This is a genomic window from Arthrobacter sp. J156, assembly GCF_056172865.1.
On record NZ_CM149650.1, the window covers coordinates 2,100,996 to 2,121,832 of the forward strand.

Genomic DNA, 20,837 nt, shown 5'->3' on the forward strand with positions numbered 1-20,837 from the left:
GCCGCCGGCGTGGTGCCGGCCTTCCGCCGCTCCGCACGGGATGCGGTGGGCGGGACAAGGATCAGATCTGTCGACGTCGGGCGTCGGTCTCCGGAAGGTACCGGGCCAGCGCCACAAGTACCAAGGATAGCAGCCTCACGCGCGGTGGGCCGCCGATCCCCGGCGCCGTGAGAGCGCACCCGGCCACCAGAAGCGCCGCCCGAGGTCGTGGGCGAGGGCCGGCACCAGGAGCGTGCGGACCACGAGCGTGTCCAGGAGCACGCCGAAGGCCACGATGAAGCCCAGCTGGACCAGGAACATGATGGGGATGACGGACAGCGCCGCAAACGTCGCGGCCAGCACGACTCCCGCGGAGGTGATGACCCCGCCCGTGACGGCCAGCCCGCGCAGCACGCCGCGGCGCGCACCATGCACGGCGACCTCCTCCCTCACCCGCGCCATGAGGAAGATGTTGTAGTCCACGCCGAGGGCCACGAGGAACACGAAGCCGAACAGGGGAACCGAGGCGTCGGCGCCGGGGAAGCCGAAGACCCCGTTGAAGACGAGCGCCGAGACGCCCATCGCCGTGCCGTAGGAGAGGACGGTGGTCGCCGTGAGCAGCAGGGGCGCCACGAGGGAACGCAGCAGGAGCACCAGGATCAGCAGGATCGCGCCGAGGACCAGCGGGATGATCTTCAGCAGGTCCGCCTGGGCCGTGGCCTGCGTGTCGCTGAGGGTGGCCGTGGTGCCGCCGACGAGGGACCCCGGGTCCGCGGCATGGAGCAGGGTCCGCAGCCGCTCGAGCGTCAGGGACGCCTCGGCCGCGTCGGCCGCGTCGGCGAAGGTGATGGAGAGCAGCACCTGCCCGTCGACCTCCTGCGCGGGCCGGCCGGCCGCGGGGAGCGCGGGACCGCCGTCGGCTGCCTGGACGTACGCCGAGGCGACCCCCTCCAGCTCCTCGACATCGGCGAGGAGCGGTTCCGCCCGGTCCGCGTCCACCACGGCGAACGCCGGGCTTCCCGAGCCGGCGGCGAAGTGGCGGGCCAGGATGTCCTGGCCCTGCGCGGACTCCGTCTGCCCCAGGACGAGCTGGCTCTGCGGCACGCCGTTCGCCTTCAGCTGCGTCACTCCCAGGCAACCCAGCGCCAGGACGATCGCCGTGAGGATCCAGACGGGCCGGGCGTTCCGGCCCACGAAGCCCGCGACCGCCCCCCACACGCCGCGCGGGGCGTCGTCGTCCGGTGAGTCCGGGGCGGCTCGGGGGATGAAGGGCCAGTAGGCGGCGCGGCCCAGCAGGGCGAGGGCGGCGGGCAGGAACGTCAGCGCCGAGAGCACGGAGAACGCGATGCCCGCCGCCCCGATCGGCCCCAGGGCCTTGTTGGAGTTCAGGTCGGAGAACATGAGGCACAGCAGGCCCGCGGTCACGGTCCCGGCCGAGGCGAGAATCGGTTCGGCCGAGCGGCGCACGGCGGTGCCGACGGCCTCGAACCTCCCGGCGCCCGCGGCGATGGCCTCCTTGTGCCGCGCGACGAGGAGCAGGGCGTAGTCGGTCGCCGCACCGATGACCAGGATGGAGAGGATGCCCTGTCCCTGCCCGTCGAGCCGGATCCACTCCAGGCGGGCCATCCAGTAGACCGCCGTGACCGCGGCACAGAGCGCCGCGACGGACGTCAGGAGGACGGCGGCCGGAAGCAGCGCCGAGCGGTAGACGAGCAGCAGGATCACCAGGACCGCCGCGAGGGCGACGGACAGGAGCACGGAGTCGATGCCGCCGAAGGCCTCGACGAGGTCGGCGTTGAAACCCGCCGGACCGGTGACGTAGGCCTCCACCCCGGCAGGCAGGAGGCGGTCCAGCTCCGCGCGGAGCTGGGCGACGGCGTCGTCCGTGTCCACCTCGGCGGACAGCGGGACCACGAGCTGGACGGCCAGCGAGTCCTCGGAGGGCAGCGGGCCGGCGATGTCGCCGTCGAGGACGGGGAGCGAGGCGAGGGCATCGGCGGTTTCCCGTCCGAGCGCCGGGTCGAGCGCTTCGTCGGCGACGATCAGCACGACGGCGGGGACGGCGTCGCCGTCGCGGAACGCGGCCTGCTTCTCGAGCGCGCGGGTGGCCTCGGCGGAGGCGGGGAGGAAGGAGGCCTGGTCGGTGGTCTGCACCTCGCCCAGGCGCCCGAACGTGGGGCCGCCGATGCCGGCCACTCCGAGCCAGAGCAGGACGAGGACGACGGCGGCGAGGGCGCGGCCGGCCGCGCGACGGGTGGTGTGCTGCGGGCTCACGGCGGCTCCAGTCGATCGGTGCGGGGGCGGCTCGGAAGCCGCGGAGGCGGATTTACCTAGCCAAACTACTTTCATCATGGAAATAAATCCAGTCGCGACTAGGATATCCGCATGGAAGCGACGGGATCCCTGCGGCTCATGCTGGCGCTGCAGGAGTTCGCCCAGGCATCGGAACGGTACGTCGAGACCGTGGGCGCCCGGCACCACTCCCACCGCACGGACATGAACGCGCTCGCCGCGATCCTGCGCTTCGAGCGCACCGGGCGGGCGCCGACCCCGGGAGACCTGGCCCGCGAACTGCGCCTCAGCGCCCCGGCGACGACCGCCCTGGTGGACCGCCTGGTCTCCTCCGGACACGTGGAGCGGCTCCGCGCCGAGGACGACCGCCGACGCGTCCTGCTCCGGCTCACCGACCAGGCGCGCCGCGACGGGCGCGAGATGTTCGGCCCCCTCGGCACCGCCCTGGCCGGCGTGATCGGACGCTACGACCCGGAGGAGATCGACCTCCTGGCGCGGTTCGTGACCGAGGCGCGCGAGGGCGTGGACGCGGCGAGCGCCGCGGTGGAATCCGGCGAACGGGACCGGCCGTGAGCGCGGGCCGGCCACCGGCCACGCCGCCGCGCCCGCGGTTCTGGATCGTGCTGCTCGTGAACCTGGGACTGGGGATCCCCGGCGTCGTCCCGGTCTTCATGGCCTGGTACCTCCTCGTCAACTGGCCCCTCGCCGCCCTCGGCCTGACGAGGGAAGAGGTTCCGGGCAGCGATTCCGTCCTGCCCGGCCCCGCCGAGCTGCTCCCCCTCGTCCTCGCGGCCGTGGCCGTGTGGTTCGTCGTGAACCTCCTGCTCCTGCGGCGGCTGGGCCTGGCGCGGACGTGGTGGTGGATCGCCGCTGCACTACTGCCGCTCCTGCCCTACCTGGCGCTCCAGCTCTTCCTCTGAGCACGCCCTTCGACGCTTCCGGCTCGGCGGACCTTGACCCGCGATGTGTCCGGTGTCACACTGAAGCCATTCCATGAGAGCGCTCTCACACTTTCACCGACGATCGGACAGAACGCTCCCACGCAACCGGCTACCCCGCCGGGCGCACCAGACCACAAGGAGATTCCGGTGAGAACCAACCGTTCCCTGGGCGCCCTCGCCGGCGCCTCGATCCTCGCCCTGGGACTCGTGTCCTGCGGCGGCTCCGGCGGCACCGCCGGCACCAGCTCGCCCGGAGCCGACGGGTCCCCGGCCGGCGACATCACCCTGACCGTGGCGACCTTCAACGAGTTCGGCTACGAGGAGCTGTTGACCGAGTACATGGACGCCAACCCGGGCGTGAAGATCGAGCACACGAAGGCCGCCACCACCGACCAGGCCCGCGACAACATGAACACGCGCCTGGCCGCGGGCTCCGGCCTGGCGGACATCGAGGCCGTCGAAGTCGACTGGCTCCCGGAGCTCAAGCAGTACCCGGACCTCTTCAACGACCTCGCCTCCCCCGAGACGGACGGCCGCTGGCTGGACTGGAAGACGGAGGACGCCACGGTCGACGGCAAGCTCATCGGCTACGGGACGGACATCGGCCCCGAGGGCATCTGCTACCGGGCCGACCTCTTCGATGCCGCCGGGCTGCCCACCGACCGCGACGAGGTCGCCGAACTGCTCACGGGCGACTGGGACCACTACTTCTCGGTGGGCCGGGACTTCACCGCCTCCTCGGAGGCCGCCTGGTTCGACTCGGCAGGCGCCACGTTCCAGGGCATGGTCAACCAGCTCGAGCAGCCCTTCGAGAACCCCGACGGGACCCCGATCCCGCTCGCGGAGAACACCGGGATCAAGGACGTCTACGAGGCCGTGCTGAGGGCCTCGATCGACGACGGCCTCTCGGCGAACCTCGAGCAGTGGGGCGAGGACTGGACCTCCTCCTTCCAGCGCGACGCGTTCGCGACCATGCTGTGCCCGGGCTGGATGCTCGGGGTCGTCGAGGGCAACGCGGCCGGGATCGACGGCTGGGACTTCGCCGACGTCTTCCCCGGCGGCGGCGGCAACTGGGGCGGCTCGTACCTGACCGTTCCCACGCAGACCGCGCACCAGGAGGAGGCCATCAAGCTCGCGGCCTGGCTCACGGCGCCCGAGCAGCAGATCAAGGCCTTCCAGGCCAAGGGCACGTTCCCGAGCCAGGTCGACGCGCTCACGGACGAGACGCTGCTCTCCGAGGCCAACGCCTTCTTCAACGACGCCCCGACCGGGCAGATCCTCTCGGAGCGGGCGAAAGCCGTCACGGTGACGCCGTTCAAGGGACCGAACTACTTCGCCATCCGGGCCACGGTCACGGACGCCCTGACGCGCGTCGACGTCAACAAGACCGACGACGCGGACAGCTCCTGGCAGAAGGCCCTCGACGCCTACCAGGCGCTCGGGCTCTGACCCCGGCGGCCGGGCGGACCCCACCGCGGGGACCGCCCGGCCGCCCCGTACCAGCGAAAGGCACCCCATGGCCCTGGCCCTCCCCGGGATCCGCAGCGCCCGGATCAACCGCTGGGACGTCAAGTTCTCCCCCTACCTCTACATCAGCCCGTTCTTCCTCCTCTTCGCCGTCGTCGGCCTCTACCCGCTCGGCTACACCGCCGTCGTCGCGGTCCACGACTGGCACCTGATCGGAGGCCGGGGCGAGTTCGTCGGCCTCGAGAACTTCGCCGACGTCCTGGGCCAGCCCCGCTTCTACACCGCCCTGCGCAACACCTTCAGCATCTTCCTGCTCTCCTCCGTCCCGCAGATCATGATCGCGCTGCTCATCGCGGCGGTGCTGGACGCCAACATCCGGGCCAAGACGTTCTGGCGCATGGGCGTGCTGCTGCCCTACGTCGTCGCGCCCGTGGCCGTCGCGCTGATCTTCAGCAAGGTCTTCGCCGACCAGTCCGGGACCGTCAACGCCCTGCTCACTGCGATCGGCCTCCCCGCCGTGGGCTGGCACTCGGATCCGCTCGCCTCCCACGTCGCGATCGCCACGATGGTCAACTTCCGCTGGACCGGCTACAACACCCTGATCCTGCTCGCGGCCATGCAGGCCGTGCCGCGGGACCTCTACGAGGCCGCGATCGTCGACGGGGCGGGCCGGGTGCGCACCTTCTTCTCCGTCACGGTCCCGATGCTGCGCCCCACGATCATCTTCGTGGTCATCACGGCCACGATCGGCGGGCTGCAGATCTTCGACGAGCCACGCATGTTCGACACCCTGGGCCAGGGCGGCGCGGACCGGCAGTGGATGACCATGACGATGTACCTCTACGAGCTCGGCTGGGGCGCCCCGCGCGACTTCGGCCGCGCCGCCGCCGTCGCCTGGATCCTGTTCCTCATCATCGTGGCCATCGGCCTGCTGAACTACGCCGCGACCCGGCGCATCGCCTCCTCCGGCGGGCGCGGGCGGAAGGAGCACTGATGGCCTCCGTCGCCATGACCGCGCAGATCGCCGGGGCCGGCGCCGCCCGCGCCGCCGCACGCCGCCGCGGCGGCACGGGCCGCGCCCCCGGCTGGCGCACCTACCTCGTCCTGGGCGGTGTCCTGGTCGTCTCGATCGCGCCCCTGTACTACGCGCTCCTACTGGCCTCCTCCACGGCCGCGGACATCGCGCAATCCCCCGTCCCGTCCCTGATCCCGGGCCCGCACCTGTTCGAGAACATCGGCAAGGTCGTCACGGCCGACATCAAGTTCTGGCCGGCCCTGTGGAACAGCACCATCGTGGCCGTGCTGACGAGCCTGTCGGTCGTGTTCTTCTCCACGTTGTCCGGCTACTCCTTCGCCAAGCTGCGCTTCCGCGGCCGCGGACCGCTCCTCGTGTTCGTCATCGCGACCATGGCGGTGCCGACCCAGCTCGGGATCGTCCCGCTCTTCATCGTCATGAGCGAGCTCGGCTGGACCGGGAAGCTGCAGGCGGTGATCGTGCCCGGCATGGTCACGGCGTTCGGCGTGTTCTGGATGACGCAGTACCTGCGCGGCGCCCTGCCGTTCGAGCTCATCGAGGCGGCCCGCGTGGACGGCTGCTCGATGCTGAGCACGTTCTGGCACGTCGCCCTGCCGGCCGCGCGCCCCGCGGCCGCCATGCTGGCCCTGTTCACGTTCGTGGGCTCCTGGACCAACTTCTTCTGGCCGTTCGTGGTGCTGGGCTCCTCCAACCCCACCCTGCCGGTGGCCCTGCAGATGCTGCAGGCCTCCTACTTCAAGGACTACTCCCTCATCATGGCGGGGGTCGTCGTGTCCACCATCCCCCTGATCCTGGTCTTCGCCGTCGCCGGCCGCCACCTGGTCCAGGGCATCATGCAAGGAGCGGTCAAAGGATGAGCACACACAGCGAACAGGCCACCAGCTGGCAGCAGGAGCAGGGCATCAGGACGACGACGGAGCTCGCCTTCCCTCCCGGGTTCCGGTTCGGGGCGGCGACGGCCGCGTTCCAGATCGAGGGCGCAGCCGCCGAGGACGGCCGCGGCGATTCCATCTGGGACGCCTTCTGCCGCGTTCCCGGGGCCGTCCACGCGGGCGACGACGGCGCCGTTGCGACGGACCACTACCACCGGATGCCGGCCGACGTCGCGCTCATGCGGGAGCTCGGCCTGGGCACCTACCGCTTCTCGACGTCCTGGGCGCGGATCAAGCCGGACGACGCGGCCGTGAACCCGGCGGGGTTGGACTTCTACTCGCGCCTCGTCGACGAGCTCCTGGAGGCCGGGATCGACCCCTGGCTGACCCTGTACCACTGGGACCTGCCGCAGGCCCTGCAGGAGCGCGGCGGCTGGGCGGTGCGGGACACGGCGCACCGCTTCGCCGACTTCGCCGCCGACGTCTTCGACGCCCTCTCCGACCGCGTGCGCCTGTGGACCACGCTGAACGAGCCCTGGTGCTCCGCCTTCCTCTCCTACGCGGCCGGCGAGCACGCGCCGGGCCACACCTCTCCGGCGGAGGCCGTCTCAGCGGCCCACCACCTGATGCTCGGCCACGGCCTCGCGCTGCAGCGGATGCGCGCCGCGGCCGGCGGGGAGCACCGCTTCGGGATCACGCTGAACCTCACCGTCGCCGACCCCGCGGATCCGGAGGACCCCGCCGACGTCGACGCGGCCCGGCGCGTCGACGGCGCGTTCAACCGCGTCTTCCTGGACCCGCTCTTCAGGGGCTCCTACCCTGCCGACGTGGTCCGGGACATGGCCGCGGCAGGGCTCGGCCGACACGTGGAGGACGGGGACCTCGAGCTGATCGGCGCGCCCATCGACGTGCTCGGCGTGAACTACTACAACGGCGGGCTCGCCGCCGGCCCCGCGGGCCCCTCCTTCCCGGCCCCCGGTGGCACGGGCGAGGACGGCTACACCTACCTCTCCGAGCGCGGCCTGCCCCGGCGCAGCCCGTTCGTGGGCTCGGAGATGCTGCGCCCGGTGGACCGGCCGCTCCCGCGCACGGCGATGGGCTGGGAGGTCCAGCCGGAGGGCCTGACCCGCCTCCTGCTGCGCCTGCACCGCGAGTACACGGGGCCCGCGTCCGTGCCGATCGTCATCACGGAGAACGGGGCGGCGTACGACGACGTCCCGGGCACCGACGGCACGGTGGACGACTCCGCCACGCGGCTGGCCTACGTCGACGCGCACCTGCGCGCCGTGCACCGGGCCATCGGCGAGGGCGTCGACGTGCGCGGCTACCTGCTGTGGTCGCTCCTGGACAACTTCGAGTGGGCGTTCGGCTACTCGAAGCGCTTCGGCATGGTCCACGTAGACTACGAGACGCTCGAACGCACCCCCAAGGCGTCGGCGAGATGGTACGCCCAGGTGGCCCGCACCGGCGTCGTACCGCCCCTGCCGGACGCCGCCCGCTAGCCCAGGACAGGAGGCAGCCGTGACCACCACGGGCCACCCGGCCGCCCCGCCGACGCTCGAGGACGTCGCCCGCGTCGCCGGCGTCTCCCGCGCCACGGTCTCCCGCGCCGTGCGCGGCGGAGAGCGCGTAAGCGAGGCCGCGCGTGCCGCGGTCGAGGCCGCGATCCGCGAACTCGACTACGTCCCCAACCGCGCCGCCCGGCAGCTCGCCTCCCGCCGGGCCGGGACGATCGCCGTGGTCCTGCCCGAGCCGGACACCCGCGTCTTCGCCGACCCGTTCTTCGCGCTCACCATGGCCGGCGTCAACGACGCGCTGCGGGACACGGACGTGCAGCCGGTGCTGCTCATGGGCGGGCCCGACGGCGGCACGGGCCGGATCCTGTCCTACCTGCGCGGCGGCCACGTCGACGGCGTCCTCGTGGCCTCCCACCACCGCCGCGACCACCTCGTGGAGGAACTCGCCGGCGGGCGGCTCCCGGCCGTGTTCGTCGGCCGGCCCCTGCGCCGGCACCACCACGCCTACGTCGTCGACGTGGACAACCGCGAAGGCGGGCGGCGGGCCGCGGCGCACCTCGCCGAGCGCGGCTGCACGCGCGTCGTCTCGATCGACGGCCCGCCGGACATGGCCGCGTCCGTCGACCGCGCGGCCGGATGGCGGGCGGGTCTCGAGGCCGCGGGCCTGGGCCAGCTCGGCTCCTCGGCGGGGGATTTCACGGCGCGCAGTGGCCGGGAGGCGATGCGCCGCCTGCTGCGCGAGCACCCCGGGCTGGACGGCGTCTTCGCGGCCTCCGACCTCATGGCCGTCGCGGCCCTCGACGAGCTGCGCTCCGCCGGCATCGACGTGCCGGGCCGGGTCAAGGTCGTCGGCTACGACAACCACGCGTTCGCCGAGGACGCCTCCCCGCCGCTCACGAGCGTCGTCAATCCCGCCCGCGAGCTCGCGGCGCGGGCCGCCCACGTCCTGCTCGAACTCGCCGAGGGCGGCTCGCCCGAGCGGCTGACGCTCCTGCCCTGCACGCTCGTGGAGCGGGAGTCGAGCGCCCGCTAGGGTGTCCTCATGAGCCCACGCGACGTCGTCGTCATCGGTGGAGGACACAACGGCCTCGTCGCCGCGGTCCTCCTGGCCCGCGCCGGCCTGTCCGTCACGGTCCTGGAACGCAACGACCGCCTCGGCGGGGCCACCGTCTCCCAGGAGGTCTTCCCGGGCGCCCGGATCTCCCGCTATTCCTACCTCGTGAGCCTCTTCCCGCAAGAGCTCCTCGACGAGCTGGGGCTGGACCTCGAGCTCGTCCCGCGCCGCTACTCCTCCTACACCCCGGCACCGGACGGCACGTCCGGCCTGCTCGTCGACGGCCACGACGCGCTGGCCACCCGGGCCTCCTTCGCCGCCGTCGGCGCGGCCGGCGACGCCGCCGCGCTCGACCGCTTCCAGGAGGCCACCGCCGCGCTCGCCGCCGGCGTCTGGCCGACCCTGCTGGGACCGCTGCCGCGGCGCTCGGAAGTCCGCGGGCGCGTCCTCGCGCAGCCGGGCGGGGACCGGGCCTGGCGCGGATTCGTCGAGCGGCCCCTCGGCGAGGCGCTCGAGGAGGAGTTCGCCTCCGACCTGGTCCGGGGAATGGTGCTGACCGACGGGCTGATCGGCACCTTCGCCGAAGCGCACGCGGGCTCGCTCGAGCAGAACCGCTGCTTCCTCTACCACGTCATCGGCCGCGGAACCGGGGCGTGGAACGTCCCCCGAGGCGGCATGGGGCGCCTCGCCGAGCAGCTCGAGGAGCGGGCCCGCGCGGCCGGCGTCCAGCTGCTCACGGGCGCCGAGGCCACCGCGGTCCGCCCCGGCGGGCGCGTCGACTACCGGACCCGGGACGCCGACGGCACCGGCACGACGGCGTCCCTCGCGGCCCGCACGGTGCTTTGCGGCGCCGCCCCGGCCGTCCTGGCCCGGCTCCTGGGCGGCGGATCCGCGGAGGCCGGCCCCGGCGTCGTCCCCCCGGCACCGGCTCCGGAGGGCGCGCAGGCCAAGGTGAACCTCCTCCTGGCGCGACTGCCGCGGCTCAAGGACGACGGCGTGGCCCCGGCCGCCGCGTTCAGCGGCACCTTCCACGTCAACGAGGGCTACGCGCAACTGGCCGCGGCCCACCGCGCCGCCGCCGAGGGCCGCTGGCCGGACCCGCTGCCGCTCGAGGCCTATTGCCACTCGCTCAGCGACCCCTCGATCCTCTCCCCCGTGCTGCGGGATGCGGGGGCGCACACGCTCACCGTCTTCACCCTGCACACGCCGCACCGGCTGCTCGCGGGACGGGACCCGGCGCGGGCCCGCGCCGAGATCCAGGCCGCCGTCCTGGCCTCGCTTAACTCGGTGCTCGCCGAGCCGATCGAGGACTGCCTCGCGGTGGGACCGGACGGCACCCCGTGCCTCGAGACGCGCACGACCGCCGACCTCGAGGACTCGCTCGGGATGCCCGGGGGAAACATCTTCCACGCCCCGCTCGCGTGGCCGTGGGCGGAGGACGACGAGCCCCTCGACACCCCGGCCCGGCGCTGGGGCGTGGACTCGGGCGTCGACGGGATCCTGCTGTGCGGGGCCGGGTCCCGCCGCGGCGGCGGGGTCAGCGGGCTCGGCGGCTGGGCGGCCGCGCGCGCCGTGCTCGAAACAATGGGGGCCGGCCCCGGGGGCGGGACCTAGACTCGTGCGGTGACCTTCTCCGTCTGGCTCTCCCTGCTGGGCGCCTCCGCCCTGATCAGCTTCTCCCCCGGCGCCGGGGCCGTGAACACCATGACCAACGCCCTCAATGCCGGCTTCCGACGCTCCTTCTGGGGCATCCTCGGCCAGCAGGCCGCCCTGCTGATCCACGTCGCGATCGTCGCCGCGGGCGTCGGCCTGCTCGTGGCCAACTCGCCGACGGCGTTCGCCGTGATCCGCTACGCCGGCGCCGCCTACCTCGTCTACCTCGGCGTCCGGCTCCTCACCGCCCGCCCCGCGGCCGACACGGCCCCGCTCGACGCGCGCGCCCACGAACCCGCCTGGTCCATGTTCCGCCGCGGCGTCTGGGTCAACCTGCTCAACCCCAAGGCGATCGTCTTCTTCCTCGCCTTCACGCCGCAGTTCATCCGCCCGGACGCGCCCCTGCTGCCGCAGTACCTCGTGTTCATCGCCACGATCGTCGCCGTGGACGTCGCCGTGATGTGGTTCTTCTTCGCCGCGGCGGCCAAGTCCTTCCGCCGTTTCACGCGCACCGCACGCGGTGCGCGCGTCCTGAACCTGGCCTTCGGCACCCTGTTCATCTTCGTCGCGCTGCTGCTCGTGCTCGTGCACTGAGCCGCCCGCCACGGCCCGCCGCGAAGCCCCTAGACTGAAACCATGTACCGGATCACCGCCGTCTGCACCGGCAACATCTGCCGCTCACCCATGGCCGAGTACCTGATCCGCGGCGCCCTCGAATCCGCCGGCGTCGACGGGGTCGTCGTGGACTCCGCGGGCACGAGCGACGGGGAGGCCGGCAACCCCGTGGACCCGCGCGCGGCCGCCGTCCTGACCCGTGCCGGGCTCGATCCCTCGAAGCACGTGGCGCGGCGCTTCGAGGCGGCGGACTTCGCGGACGCAGACCTGGTCCTGGCCCTGGACACGGACCACTACGCCCGGCTGCGCCGCCTCGCCCCCGGGCCGCAGGACGCCGCGAAGGTGCGCCTGCTGCGCTCCTTCGACCCCGCCGTCGCGGACAAGGGACCCTCCGGGCAGGGCATCTACGACCCCTGGTACGGGGACGCCGCCGATTTCGCGCTGTGCCACGAGATGATCCGGGCGGCCCTGCCGGGGCTCGTGGAGCACGTCCGGCTCGAGGCCACGGGCCGCCGTGGGGCGTAGCGCACCCGTCGTCATCGCGGTCGACGGCCGCTCCGGTGCGGGCAAGAGCACGCTCGCGCTCGAACTCGCGACGGCGCTGCGTCGCCACCGCCCCGTCTCCCTCTTCCACCTCGAGGACCTCTACCCGGGCTGGGACGGGCTGGAGGCCGGGATCGCACGCTACGTCTCGACCGTCCTGGATCCGCTGTCCTGGGGGGAGGACGCCCGCTGGACCGCGTGGGACTGGGTGGCCGGCGCCGACGGGGAGCGGCGCACGACGCCCGCGACCCCGGTCGTCGTGGTCGAGGGCGTGGGGGCGGCCGCCGCTGCGGCGAGGCCCTTGCTCGACGCCGTCGTCTGGGTCGACGCGGACGACGACGCCCGGCGCGCCCGCGCCCTGGCCCGCGACGGGGAGGCGTACGCGCCGCACTGGGAGCGCTGGGCCGCGCAGGAACGGGCGTGGCTCGCCGCGGATCCGGTCCGGGAGGCGGCGGACGTCGTGGTGGCCAACGCCGCCGACGGGCGCGCCCCGGTCGACGCCCTGCGGCTGCTCGCCGAGCTGCCCTGGCTCCAGCCGGCCCTGCACCCGGAGGCGGCCGCGGCCGGCTCGCCCCGGCTCGTCCACCGCCGGGTCCGCCTCCCGCGGGGAGCCGACGCCGCCTCGCTGCACCACGCGCTGTTCGGCGCCTCCGCGCACCAGGTGCTGCTCGAGTCCTCCAACGCGGGCGCCGCCGACGTGGGCGGGCGGAACCGCTTCAGCGTCCTCGCGGACGCCTCCGGGAGCGCGGGGATGCTCGCCGAGCACCGCTCCGGGACCACCTTCCTGACGGCCGGGTGCGCCCGGGCGCGCGTCGACGGGGCGTTCTTCGACTGGCTCGAGACGGCGTGGGGCCGGGCGCGCTACGCCGCCCCGGACGGGCTCGAGGCGGGATTCGCGCTCGGCTGGCTGGGCTGGCTCGGCTACGGGCTCAAGGCGGAGACGGGCGGGAGCGCCGGCGCGCGGGCGCCCGGTACCGCCGACGCCGCCCTGCTGCACGCCGGGCGCGGCGTGGTCCTGGACCACGGGGCCGGCGAGGCCTGGCTGCTGGCCCTGGACGCGGACGACGCCGGGGCCTGGCTCGAGCGGGCCGCGGCGGTGGTCGCCGCGGCCGGGGCCGGCACGGGGGCTGGTGCCGCGCGGGGCGCGGGTGCCGAGCGCTCCGCGCTCGCGGTGCCGGCGTTCCGTTGCGCCGACACGCGCTCCGGCTACGAGGAGAAGGTCCGCGCCGCGCAGGCCGAGATCCGCGAGGGCAACAGCTACGAGGTCTGCCTGACAACCGTGCTGGGCGCCGAGGTGCCGGCCCACCAGTGGGACCCGTGGGCGGCCTACCTGCGGCTGCGCGAGCGCAATCCGGCGCCCTTCGCGGCGTGGATCCGCTGCGGCTCGACCGCCGTGGCGGGGACGTCGCCGGAGCGCTTCCTGCACGTGGGCGCCTCGGGTCTGCTGCGGGCGGAGCCGATCAAGGGAACCCGGCGGCGCTCGGCGGACCCGGAGGAGGACGAGCGGTTGCGCGCGGAGCTGGCCTCCTCGCCGAAGGACCGGGCGGAGAACGTCATGATCGTGGACCTGCTCCGCAACGACCTGGTGCGTTCGGCCGATCCGTCGACGCTGCGGGTTCCGCGGCTGTGCGCCGTCGAGTCCTACGCCACGGTCCACCAGATGGTCTCCACGATCGACGCCCGCCTGCGGTCGGACGCCTCGCGGGCCGAGGCGGTCGCGGCCGCGTTCCCGGCCGGGTCGATGACGGGGGCGCCGAAGATCTCGACGATGGCGATCCTGGAGCGGCTCGAGGACGGAAGGCCGCGCGGGATCTACTCCGGCGCCGTCGGACACTTCTCCCATACTGGGGCCGCCGAGCTGTCCGTCGTGATCCGCACGCTCGTGATGGAGCAGGACGCGCGGGACGGCGGGGCCGGTCCGTGGCGGCTCTCGCTCGGCGTCGGGGGCGCCGTGACGGCGGACTCGGTGCCGTCCGAGGAGTGGGCCGAGGTCGTCGTCAAGGCGTACGGGGTGCTCAGCGCGCTCGGGGCGGGCTTCCTCGACGCGGACGGCCTGCCGCAGCAGCGCTGAGCGCCGGGCCGCCCCTACTGCAGGGTGGCGGTGAGCCGGCAGGCGTTGTCCACCCACCGGGCCAGGAGGGGCCGGGCCTGCCATTCCCCGAGCGTGAGCAGCGTGGAGCCGGCGCGGTACTCGTTCTGCACCCGCGTCAGCTCCGCGACGGCGGTCGCTCCGAGCATCATCACCGAGACCTCGAGGTTCAGGGAGAAGGAGCGCATGTCCATGTTGGACGAGCCGAACACGGCGACCTCCTTGTCCACGGTGAAGCACTTGGTGTGCAGCACCATGGGCCGGCGGTAGCGGTAGATCTTCACGCCGGCCTTGAGCAGCTGCGCGTAGTAGGACTGCTGGGCGTGGTGGACGAGGAACTGGTCGCCGGTCTCGGAGACGAACAGCTCGACCTCCACGCCGCGCTGGGCCGCCGTCGTCACGGCGTAGAGGAGCGAGTCGTCGGGGACGAAGTAGGGGCTCGTGATGGTCAGCCGTTCCGTGGCGGCGTAGATGAGGGTGTTGAACAGGCGCAGGTTGTTCTCCGACTCGAACCCGGGGCCGCTGGGCACGATCTGCCCGGTGACGTGCCCCGCCTCGGGGAGCTCGGTTCCGGCGACGAGCTCGGCCAGGAGGTTCTCGTCCGTCTCCTGGGACCAGTCGGTCGCGAAGACGACCGCGAGCCCGGTGACGAGCGGGCCGCGGACCTGGGCCATGAGGTCCACCCACTCGCGCCCTGCCCGGTGGGCGGAGGCCCGCTTGTAGCCGGGTTCGATGAGGTTCTGGCTGCCCGTGAAGGCCGTCTCGCCGTCGATGACGACGAGCTTGCGGTGGTTGCGCAGATCGGGCCGGCGCCACTGCCGGTTGCGGACGGAGACGGGCAGCATGGCACGCCACTCGATGCCGGCGTCGTCGAGGCGCCGCTTGAGGGCCGAGAAGCCCTTGATCCGCGCGGTGCCGAGGTGGTCGAACAGGAAGCGGACCTTGACCCCGCGCGCCACGGCCGCCCCGAGTGCGTCGAGGAACGGTCCCGCGTAGTCCGGATCGTCGCCGACGATGTAGAACTGCACGTTCACGGTGTCGCGGGCCCCGCGGACCGCCGCGGTCATGGCGTCGAGGGAGGCCTGGTAGTCCGTGAAGAACTCGAAGGAGTTGCCTTCCTGGATGGGGAAGGCGCCGAGGTTCCGGTTCAGCTCGACGGCGGACTTGACCCACTCGGGGGCATCGAACTCGGAGTCGTCGGTGTCCAGGTGCTGGGTGGCGGCGAGGACGCGGCGGTTGACGTCGGTCTGGCGGGCGACGCGGCGCTGGGAGAGCTTGAAGTTGCCGAAGAGCAGGAAGAGCAGCAGGCCGATCACGGGCATGAAGAAGATCAGCAGCAGCCAGGCCATGGCGGTCGTGGGGCGCCGGTTGCCGGGCACGACGCCGAGCATGACCAGCCGGATGCCGACGTCGAAGACCCACGCGATCGCCAGCAGCCAGTAGGGCAGCGGTTCCCACAAGACGAGCGCGTCGAACACCCGGTCTCCTTCCCTGCCGACGATGGCTTCCAGCCTAGCCGCAAGTCAGCCCCAGGACCCCGCGACCGCCTGACGGGGCCCCGCCGGGAGTAGGGTTGGATCCATGACTGTCGTGGTGTTCCTGGAACCTGGGTTTCCCGCCGGCCGGGTGGCCGACGCCTCCGTCCCGCAGCTCTCGGTCCTGGACCAGGGCGCCACGCGCGGCGACGGTGTCTTCGAGTCCGCCCTCTACGTCCGCGGGCGGGTCCGCAAGCTCGACGCCCACCTGGCCCGGATGGCCGTCTCGGCCGCGACATGCGAGCTCCCGCTGCCCGCCGAGGACGCCTGGCGGGCGGCGATCGCGACGGCCGTCGCCGCGTACGACGCCGCTCTCGCCACCGAATCCGGGGACGACGCCGGACACGAGGCCGTGGTGAAGCTCGTCGCCACGCGCGGCCCCGAGGGCGCCGGGCACGGCACGGCCTGGGTGGCCGTCTCCCCCGCCCCCGAGCTGGGTCGGCGGCAGCGCGCCGAAGGCGTCGACGTGCTCCTGCTGGACCGCGGCTACGACTCCACGGTCGCCGAGCGTGCCCCGTGGCTGCTCATGGGCGCCAAGACCCTGTCCTACGCCGTGAATATGGCGGCCCTGCGCCACGCGCGCAAGCAGGGGGCCGACGACGTCATCTTCGTCTCGAGCGACGGGCGCGTCCTCGAGGGCCCGACCTCGACCGTGCTCCTCGCCGTCCGCGACGGCGACGTGAAGCGGCTCATCACCCCCATGCTGGAGACGGGCATCCTGCCCGGCACGACGCAGGGAGCGCTCTTCGCGGCCGCGGAGGCCGCCGGCTGGGAGCTCGGCTACGGCCCGCTCGAACCGCAGCACCTCGTCGAGGCGGACGCCGTGTGGCTCGTCTCCAGCGTGCGCCTGCTCGCGCCCGTCAACTCCCTCGACGGCGTCGAGCTCTCCCGCGACCCGGAGCTGACCGCGGAACTGACGTCCTTCGTCGACGCCATCGGCTAGCTCCCCGGACCCGCCTGGTCCGCGTCGACGTCGGCATCGCGGAACGGGGAGGACCACAGGGCCGCCGCCGCGGCCAGCAGCACGGCGGCCGCCGTCCACAACGCGGCCGCGGGGCTCCAGGCGACGGCGAGGAATCCGCCGAGCGGCGCCCCGAGGACGATCATCCCGCGGTTCGCGGAGCGGCGCGTCGCGCTCATCCTCGCGATCAGGCGATCCGGGGTCACCGCCTGCCAATAGCCCATTTCCAGCGGCCCACCAACCCCCATCGAGAACCCGAACACCAACTGGCCCAGCCCGACGGCCACCCCGGCCGCCCACGGCACGCCGGCCTCCTGGCCTCCGGCCATCCAGGGCGCAGCGGCGATGAGCGCCACCGCCGGCACCTCCGCCAGGCGCGGCAGGACGAGCGCGCGGCCCGTCCCGAAGCGCGCACCGGCCAGCGGGGCCAGGCTCGTCCCGACGACGGCCCCGATCCCGGCACAGCTCATGACCAGCCCGAGCCCGAGGGCGCCCAGTGAGAGCTCCTGCAGCACGAGCACCGGCAGGACGGTCCCGATCATGGCCGAGCCGATGAACCACCCGTGCGTGCACCAGGCCAGGGGCGCGAGCCGCGGATGCCGGTAGATCCAGCGCAGCCCCTGGGCGATGCGGGTGCGCACGGGAACCGCGGGGCCCTCCGGACGGCCCCGGCCCCCGTCGCGGAGCGTGGACAGGACGGCGGCCGAGAGGAGGTGGCTCGCGGCGTCGAGCAGCAGCGCGAACGGCGCCCCGAGCCACGTCACGAGCGTCCCCGCGACCACCCCTCCGGAGGTCTGGGCCACGGTGTCGCTCTGCTGCAGGCGCATGTTGGCCCGGACCAGGAGGGGCCTCGGGACGATCTGCGGCAGGAAGGACTGGTGGGCCGCATCGGCGAGCAGGGCCAGCACGCCGAAGGCGAAGACCAGGCCGAAGACGGCCGGCAGCGCGCCGGCCGGGCCGGCCGGGCCGGCCAGCCCCGTCAGGCACAGGGCGCCGAGGACCACGGCCCGGCCGACGTCGGCGGCGATCAGCACGGTGCGCCGCCGCCAGCGGTCCACCCAGAGCCCGGCGACCAGGCCGAACAACAGGTAGGGCGCCCAGCGGAAGGCGCCCACGAGGCCCTGGTCCTGGGCCGAACCGCCGAGGACCTCCAACACCAGGACGGACAGCGCCACCGTGGTCAGGTAGGTGCCGGCGTCGGAGGCCGCCGCCGCGGCCCAGAACCGCACGAACGCCGGGTTCTCCCGCAGCCGTCGTCCCGTCGCCACGCTCAGGTCCAGACCAGGTTCCACGTCCCCGCGGCCAGTGCGGCCGCCGTCGCGCCGGCCCCGAGGGCGAGCCCGGCGAGCAGTACGACGGGGTCCCGCCGGGAGAAGCGCGCCGGACGGGACCAGCTGCGCTCGGCTCCCCCGAAGCCCTTGGCCTCCATCGTGACGGCCAACCGGGACGCGCGGCGGATCGACTGCACCAAGAGCCCGAACATCTGGCCGAGGTCCGCGGCCAGACGACGGCGGAGCGAGCCCCGGGAGCCGACGCCGCGGGCCCGGCGGGCCATGCCCAGGGTCTGCCACTCCTCGACGAGCAGCCCCAGCAGGCGCATGCCGGCGAGGGCCCCCAGGACAAAGCGGTGCGGCAGCCGGGCCTGCTGGGCGAGGGCGTTGGCGAGATCGGTGGGGTCGGTGCTGGAGACCACGAGGACGGCCGGCACGGCGACGGCGAAGGCGCGCAGCCCCGTCGCGATGCCCGCTTCGAGCGAGCCCTCGGTGATGTCGAACCACCCCAGCCCCAGCAGCACGGCGCCGGAGTCGTTGCCGACGAGCGCCGTCCCCCAGGCCGCGAACAGCCCGGCGATCAGCAGCGGCCACGCCCGCGCCAGGAAGGCCGCGATCCCGATCCCGCTCAAGGGCAGCATCAGCAGCGTCGCGGCGACGATGATTCCCGCGCTGACCATGTCAAGCGTCGCGATGAGTGGGATGGTCGCGAGCATCACCGCGCCGAGCTTGGCGAGCGGATTGGCCCGGCCCAGGAAGCTCACCCGGGCCGCTTCCGAGGGTTCGAGCAGCCCGGGTGCCCCGGCGTCGTCCCCGTCTTTCGCGGACCCCGTCGCGGCGTCGCGGCCGGTCCCGAGCTCCGCGACGTCGAGGACGCGGGCGCCGACGGCGTCGGCGAAGTCGGCGTCGTGCGTCACGGCGAGCACCGAAGTCCCCTCCGCGAGCTGCTCGCGCAGGAGCAGCGCCAGTTCCGCCCACGTGTTCGCGTCCTGGCCGAAGGTCGGCTCGTCGAGGACCAGCACGCCCGGGCCGGCGGCGAGCACGGTCGCGACGGAGAGGCGGCGCTTCTCTCCGCCGGAGAGGGTGAACGGATTCGCGTCCGCGAGGTGCTCGAGCCGTAGCCGCCGCAGCAGGGCGTCCACGCGTTCGGCGATCTGCTCCTCGCTGAAGAGCTCCTCCCGGCCGTCGGCGGTGCGCGCGTGGCGGGGCCCGTACTCGAGCTCCTCGCGCACGCTGGCCGTGACGAACTGGTGCTCCGGTTCCTGGAACACGGTGCCGATGCGTCCGATCAGGGCCGAGGCGCGCCACTGGTAGGGCCGCGCCCCGGCCGCCTCGCCGCGCAGCGCCGGGCTCGCCACGACGTGTCCGGCCCGCTCGGGCAGGAGCCCCGCCAGGGTCAGCGCGAGCGTCGACTTGCCGGAGCCGTTCGGCCCCGTCACGCAGACGGCGCGGCCAGCCTCGAGTCCTAGCTCCACCCCGGTCAGCGCGGCGGGCTGGGTTCGGCCGCGGGCGACGGCGAGGCCCTCGGCGCGCAACAGCCCGCCGCCGGGCGGCGCCGCTTCCCGCGCCGGGAGCCGCGGGACGTATCCGGGCACCCAGACGCCCGCCGCGACGAGCTCGTCCCGCACGGGGCCGGGGGCGAAGAGCTCGGCGGGCGTTCCCGCGTGGGCGACTCCGCCACCGGGGGCCAGGACCACGACGCGGTCCACGTGGGGGGCCCAGGCCTCGAGCCGGTGCTCGACGATCACGGCCGTCGCCCCGGAGGCGTCGAGGGCCCGGACGACGGCGTCGCGCACCTCGAGCACGCCGGCCGGGTCCAGGTTGGCGGTGGGCTCGTCCAGCAGCACGAGCCCGGGGCGCATCGCGAGGATCCCGGCGAGGGCCAGGCGCTGCTTCTGGCCGCCGGACAGCCGGGCGGTCGGGTGCGTGAGGGGGACGTCGAGTCCGACGGCGGCCAGCGCCGCGCGCACGCGCGGCGCGATCTGCTCCGCGGGGACGGCGAGGTTCTCGGCACCGAAGGCGACGTCGTCGCCGACGCGGGCCTGCACGACCTGGGTCTCGGGGTCCTGCTGCATGAGCCCGGCCCGCCCGCGCACCGTGTGCGCGGGGGCGCCGTCGACGAGCAGCTCACCCTCGGCCTCGGTGTCCTCGTCCTGGTGCAGGACGCCGGCCAGGGCGTGCAGGAGCGTCGACTTGCCGGCGCCCGAGGGGCCGGCCAGCAGGATCCGCTCCCCCGGGCGGATGTCCAGGTCCAGCCCGGCCACCGCGGGCGCGTGGCGTCCCGCATGACGCCACCCCCACCCGGCCGCACGGACCGCCGCCGGGTGCGGCCCCGGCGTCGTGCTCCCCGCCTCGCGGGCGGCCTGGGACGTCACCGCCTAGCCGTTCACCGGCTCCTGCGCGGCCTTGCGCGAGGCCAGCGCGGACAGCGCCCCCGTCCGGGACAGGGCCCGGGTCGCGAGCCAGGACAGCAGGCCCGCGATGACGACGCCGGAGATCGTCATAAAACCGACGTAGGCGAGCTTCATGACCACCGTGTACTCCGGGAACCAGTTGAAGACGAACGCGTCGTTCACGCCTCCGAAGAGGCCGGCCGCGGCGCCCGCGAGCAGGGCCACCTGCAGCCCCCAGCGGCGGTACAGGAACGCCGCGACGACGAGCTCCGCCCCCAGGCCCTGGACGAGGCCGGAGACGAGCACGGTCCAGCCGTACTGAGAACCGAGGAAGGCCGAGACGACCGCGGCGACGGTCTCGCAGAACAGGGCCGCCCCGGGCTTGCGGATCACCAGCGCGCCGAGCACGGCCGGGAAGAGCCACATTCCCGCGAGCAGCGCCGAGGAGGGCGGGAAGGCCAGGAACAGGAAGTCCAGCGCGTGGTGGAAGGTGTTCCAGGCGAAGAAGACGACGCCGGAGGCGACGGCGATGATGGCGGCGACGACGATGTCGACGACGCGCCATCCGGTGCGTGCGGGAGACTGCACGGTGCTCATAGAGGTGTCCTCCTTGGGATCA

General features: G+C 73.8%; 17 protein-coding genes. 12 read left to right on the plus strand and 5 right to left on the minus strand.

What is annotated here, in order from left to right:
- Positions 1-135 precede the first annotated feature (135 nt).
- Positions 136-2,328: an MMPL family transporter gene (locus tag AC0QR5_RS09570; protein WP_430970727.1), complete on the minus strand. Its 2,193-nt coding sequence runs from the start codon at positions 2,326-2,328 to the stop codon at positions 136-138.
- Positions 2,329-2,364: 36 nt separating this feature from the next.
- Here AC0QR5_RS09570 and AC0QR5_RS09575 point away from each other — a divergent pair, with 36 nt between their 5' ends.
- The 11 genes from AC0QR5_RS09575 to AC0QR5_RS09625 all read left to right on the plus strand — a co-directional run bounded on the left by AC0QR5_RS09575 (position 2,365) and on the right by AC0QR5_RS09625 (position 14,040).
- Positions 2,365-2,844, plus strand: coding sequence for a MarR family winged helix-turn-helix transcriptional regulator (locus AC0QR5_RS09575; RefSeq protein WP_329863281.1), 480 nt, complete (start codon positions 2,365-2,367; stop codon positions 2,842-2,844).
- A complete protein-coding gene (locus tag AC0QR5_RS09580; RefSeq protein ID WP_329863283.1) occupies positions 2,841-3,191 on the plus strand; it encodes a hypothetical protein in 351 nt (116 codons plus the stop codon). The genes AC0QR5_RS09575 and AC0QR5_RS09580 overlap by 4 nt, the downstream gene beginning before the upstream one ends.
- Before the next feature lie 162 nt (positions 3,192-3,353).
- Complete coding sequence (locus AC0QR5_RS09585) at positions 3,354-4,661, plus strand: ABC transporter substrate-binding protein (protein ID WP_329863285.1); 1,308 nt, start codon at positions 3,354-3,356, stop codon at positions 4,659-4,661.
- A gap of 67 nt (positions 4,662-4,728) precedes the next feature.
- Positions 4,729-5,673: a carbohydrate ABC transporter permease gene (locus AC0QR5_RS09590; protein ID WP_329863287.1), complete on the plus strand. Its 945-nt coding sequence runs from the start codon at positions 4,729-4,731 to the stop codon at positions 5,671-5,673.
- Positions 5,673-6,572: a carbohydrate ABC transporter permease gene (locus AC0QR5_RS09595; RefSeq protein WP_430632985.1), complete on the plus strand. Its 900-nt coding sequence runs from the start codon at positions 5,673-5,675 to the stop codon at positions 6,570-6,572. Before AC0QR5_RS09590 ends, AC0QR5_RS09595 begins: the two co-directional genes overlap by 1 nt.
- The gene (locus tag AC0QR5_RS09600) at positions 6,569-8,089 is read left to right on the plus strand and encodes a glycoside hydrolase family 1 protein (protein ID WP_329863291.1); all 1,521 of its coding nucleotides are present in this window, start codon (positions 6,569-6,571) and stop codon (positions 8,087-8,089) included. The genes AC0QR5_RS09595 and AC0QR5_RS09600 overlap by 4 nt, the downstream gene beginning before the upstream one ends.
- Positions 8,090-8,108: 19 nt before the next feature.
- Positions 8,109-9,137 (plus strand): LacI family DNA-binding transcriptional regulator, encoded by a 1,029-nt coding sequence (locus tag AC0QR5_RS09605; protein ID WP_329863293.1) that lies wholly within the window; start codon positions 8,109-8,111, stop codon positions 9,135-9,137.
- Positions 9,138-9,146: 9 nt separating this feature from the next.
- Positions 9,147-10,772 carry a phytoene desaturase family protein gene (locus tag AC0QR5_RS09610; RefSeq protein ID WP_430970728.1) on the plus strand — a complete coding sequence of 542 codons (1,626 nt, stop codon included), beginning with the start codon at positions 9,147-9,149 and terminating at the stop codon, positions 10,770-10,772.
- Positions 10,773-10,781: 9 nt separating this feature from the next.
- Positions 10,782-11,405 (plus strand): LysE family transporter, encoded by a 624-nt coding sequence (locus AC0QR5_RS09615; RefSeq protein WP_329863297.1) that lies wholly within the window; start codon positions 10,782-10,784, stop codon positions 11,403-11,405.
- Positions 11,406-11,447: 42 nt separating this feature from the next.
- Entirely contained in the window at positions 11,448-11,951 is a 504-nt protein-coding gene (locus AC0QR5_RS09620; RefSeq protein WP_329863299.1) for a low molecular weight protein-tyrosine-phosphatase, read from the plus strand.
- On the plus strand, positions 11,941-14,040 hold the full coding sequence (locus AC0QR5_RS09625; protein WP_329863301.1) for a chorismate-binding protein: 2,100 nt from the start codon (positions 11,941-11,943) through the stop codon (positions 14,038-14,040). The genes AC0QR5_RS09620 and AC0QR5_RS09625 overlap by 11 nt, the downstream gene beginning before the upstream one ends.
- Before the next feature lie 14 nt (positions 14,041-14,054).
- Here AC0QR5_RS09625 and cls read toward each other — a convergent pair whose 3' ends face one another.
- On the minus strand, positions 14,055-15,449 hold the full coding sequence (gene cls / locus AC0QR5_RS09630) for a cardiolipin synthase (RefSeq protein WP_475372519.1): 1,395 nt from the start codon (positions 15,447-15,449) through the stop codon (positions 14,055-14,057).
- Between the two features lie 190 nt (positions 15,450-15,639).
- Here cls and AC0QR5_RS09635 point away from each other — a divergent pair, with 190 nt between their 5' ends.
- Positions 15,640-16,536 (plus strand): aminodeoxychorismate lyase, encoded by an 897-nt coding sequence (locus AC0QR5_RS09635; RefSeq protein WP_329863303.1) that lies wholly within the window; start codon positions 15,640-15,642, stop codon positions 16,534-16,536.
- On the opposite strand, the gene AC0QR5_RS09640 is transcribed toward AC0QR5_RS09635, so the two are convergent.
- Genes AC0QR5_RS09640 through AC0QR5_RS09650 form a run of 3 tightly spaced genes read right to left on the minus strand, consistent with a single transcriptional unit; the run spans position 16,533 to position 20,815 of the window.
- A complete protein-coding gene (locus AC0QR5_RS09640) occupies positions 16,533-17,822 on the minus strand; it encodes an MFS transporter (RefSeq protein ID WP_329863305.1) in 1,290 nt (429 codons plus the stop codon). The two genes, AC0QR5_RS09635 and AC0QR5_RS09640, sit on opposite strands and share 4 nt — an antisense overlap.
- Before the next feature lie 2 nt (positions 17,823-17,824).
- Positions 17,825-20,200, minus strand: coding sequence for an ATP-binding cassette domain-containing protein (locus AC0QR5_RS09645; RefSeq protein WP_329863308.1), 2,376 nt, complete (start codon positions 20,198-20,200; stop codon positions 17,825-17,827).
- A 3-nt stretch (positions 20,201-20,203) separates the two neighbouring features.
- Positions 20,204-20,815 carry an ECF transporter S component gene (locus tag AC0QR5_RS09650; protein WP_329863310.1) on the minus strand — a complete coding sequence of 204 codons (612 nt, stop codon included), beginning with the start codon at positions 20,813-20,815 and terminating at the stop codon, positions 20,204-20,206.
- Between the last annotated feature and the right edge of the window lie 22 nt (positions 20,816-20,837).

Coding starts and splice junctions, on each gene's coding strand:
- AC0QR5_RS09570 (WP_430970727.1), bottom strand. CDS start 2,328: ATGAAAGTAGTTTGGCTAGGTAAATCCGCCTCCGCGGCTTCCGAGCCG.
- AC0QR5_RS09575 (WP_329863281.1), top strand. CDS start 2,365: ATGGAAGCGACGGGATCCCTGCGGCTCATGCTGGCGCTGCAGGAGTTC.
- AC0QR5_RS09590 (WP_329863287.1), top strand. CDS start 4,729: ATGGCCCTGGCCCTCCCCGGGATCCGCAGCGCCCGGATCAACCGCTGG.
- AC0QR5_RS09595 (WP_430632985.1), top strand. CDS start 5,673: ATGGCCTCCGTCGCCATGACCGCGCAGATCGCCGGGGCCGGCGCCGCC.
- AC0QR5_RS09600 (WP_329863291.1), top strand. CDS start 6,569: ATGAGCACACACAGCGAACAGGCCACCAGCTGGCAGCAGGAGCAGGGC.
- AC0QR5_RS09610 (WP_430970728.1), top strand. CDS start 9,147: ATGAGCCCACGCGACGTCGTCGTCATCGGTGGAGGACACAACGGCCTC.
- AC0QR5_RS09620 (WP_329863299.1), top strand. CDS start 11,448: ATGTACCGGATCACCGCCGTCTGCACCGGCAACATCTGCCGCTCACCC.
- cls (WP_475372519.1), bottom strand. CDS start 15,449: ATGCTCGGCGTCGTGCCCGGCAACCGGCGCCCCACGACCGCCATGGCC.
- AC0QR5_RS09635 (WP_329863303.1), top strand. CDS start 15,640: ATGACTGTCGTGGTGTTCCTGGAACCTGGGTTTCCCGCCGGCCGGGTG.
- AC0QR5_RS09650 (WP_329863310.1), bottom strand. CDS start 20,815: ATGAGCACCGTGCAGTCTCCCGCACGCACCGGATGGCGCGTCGTCGAC.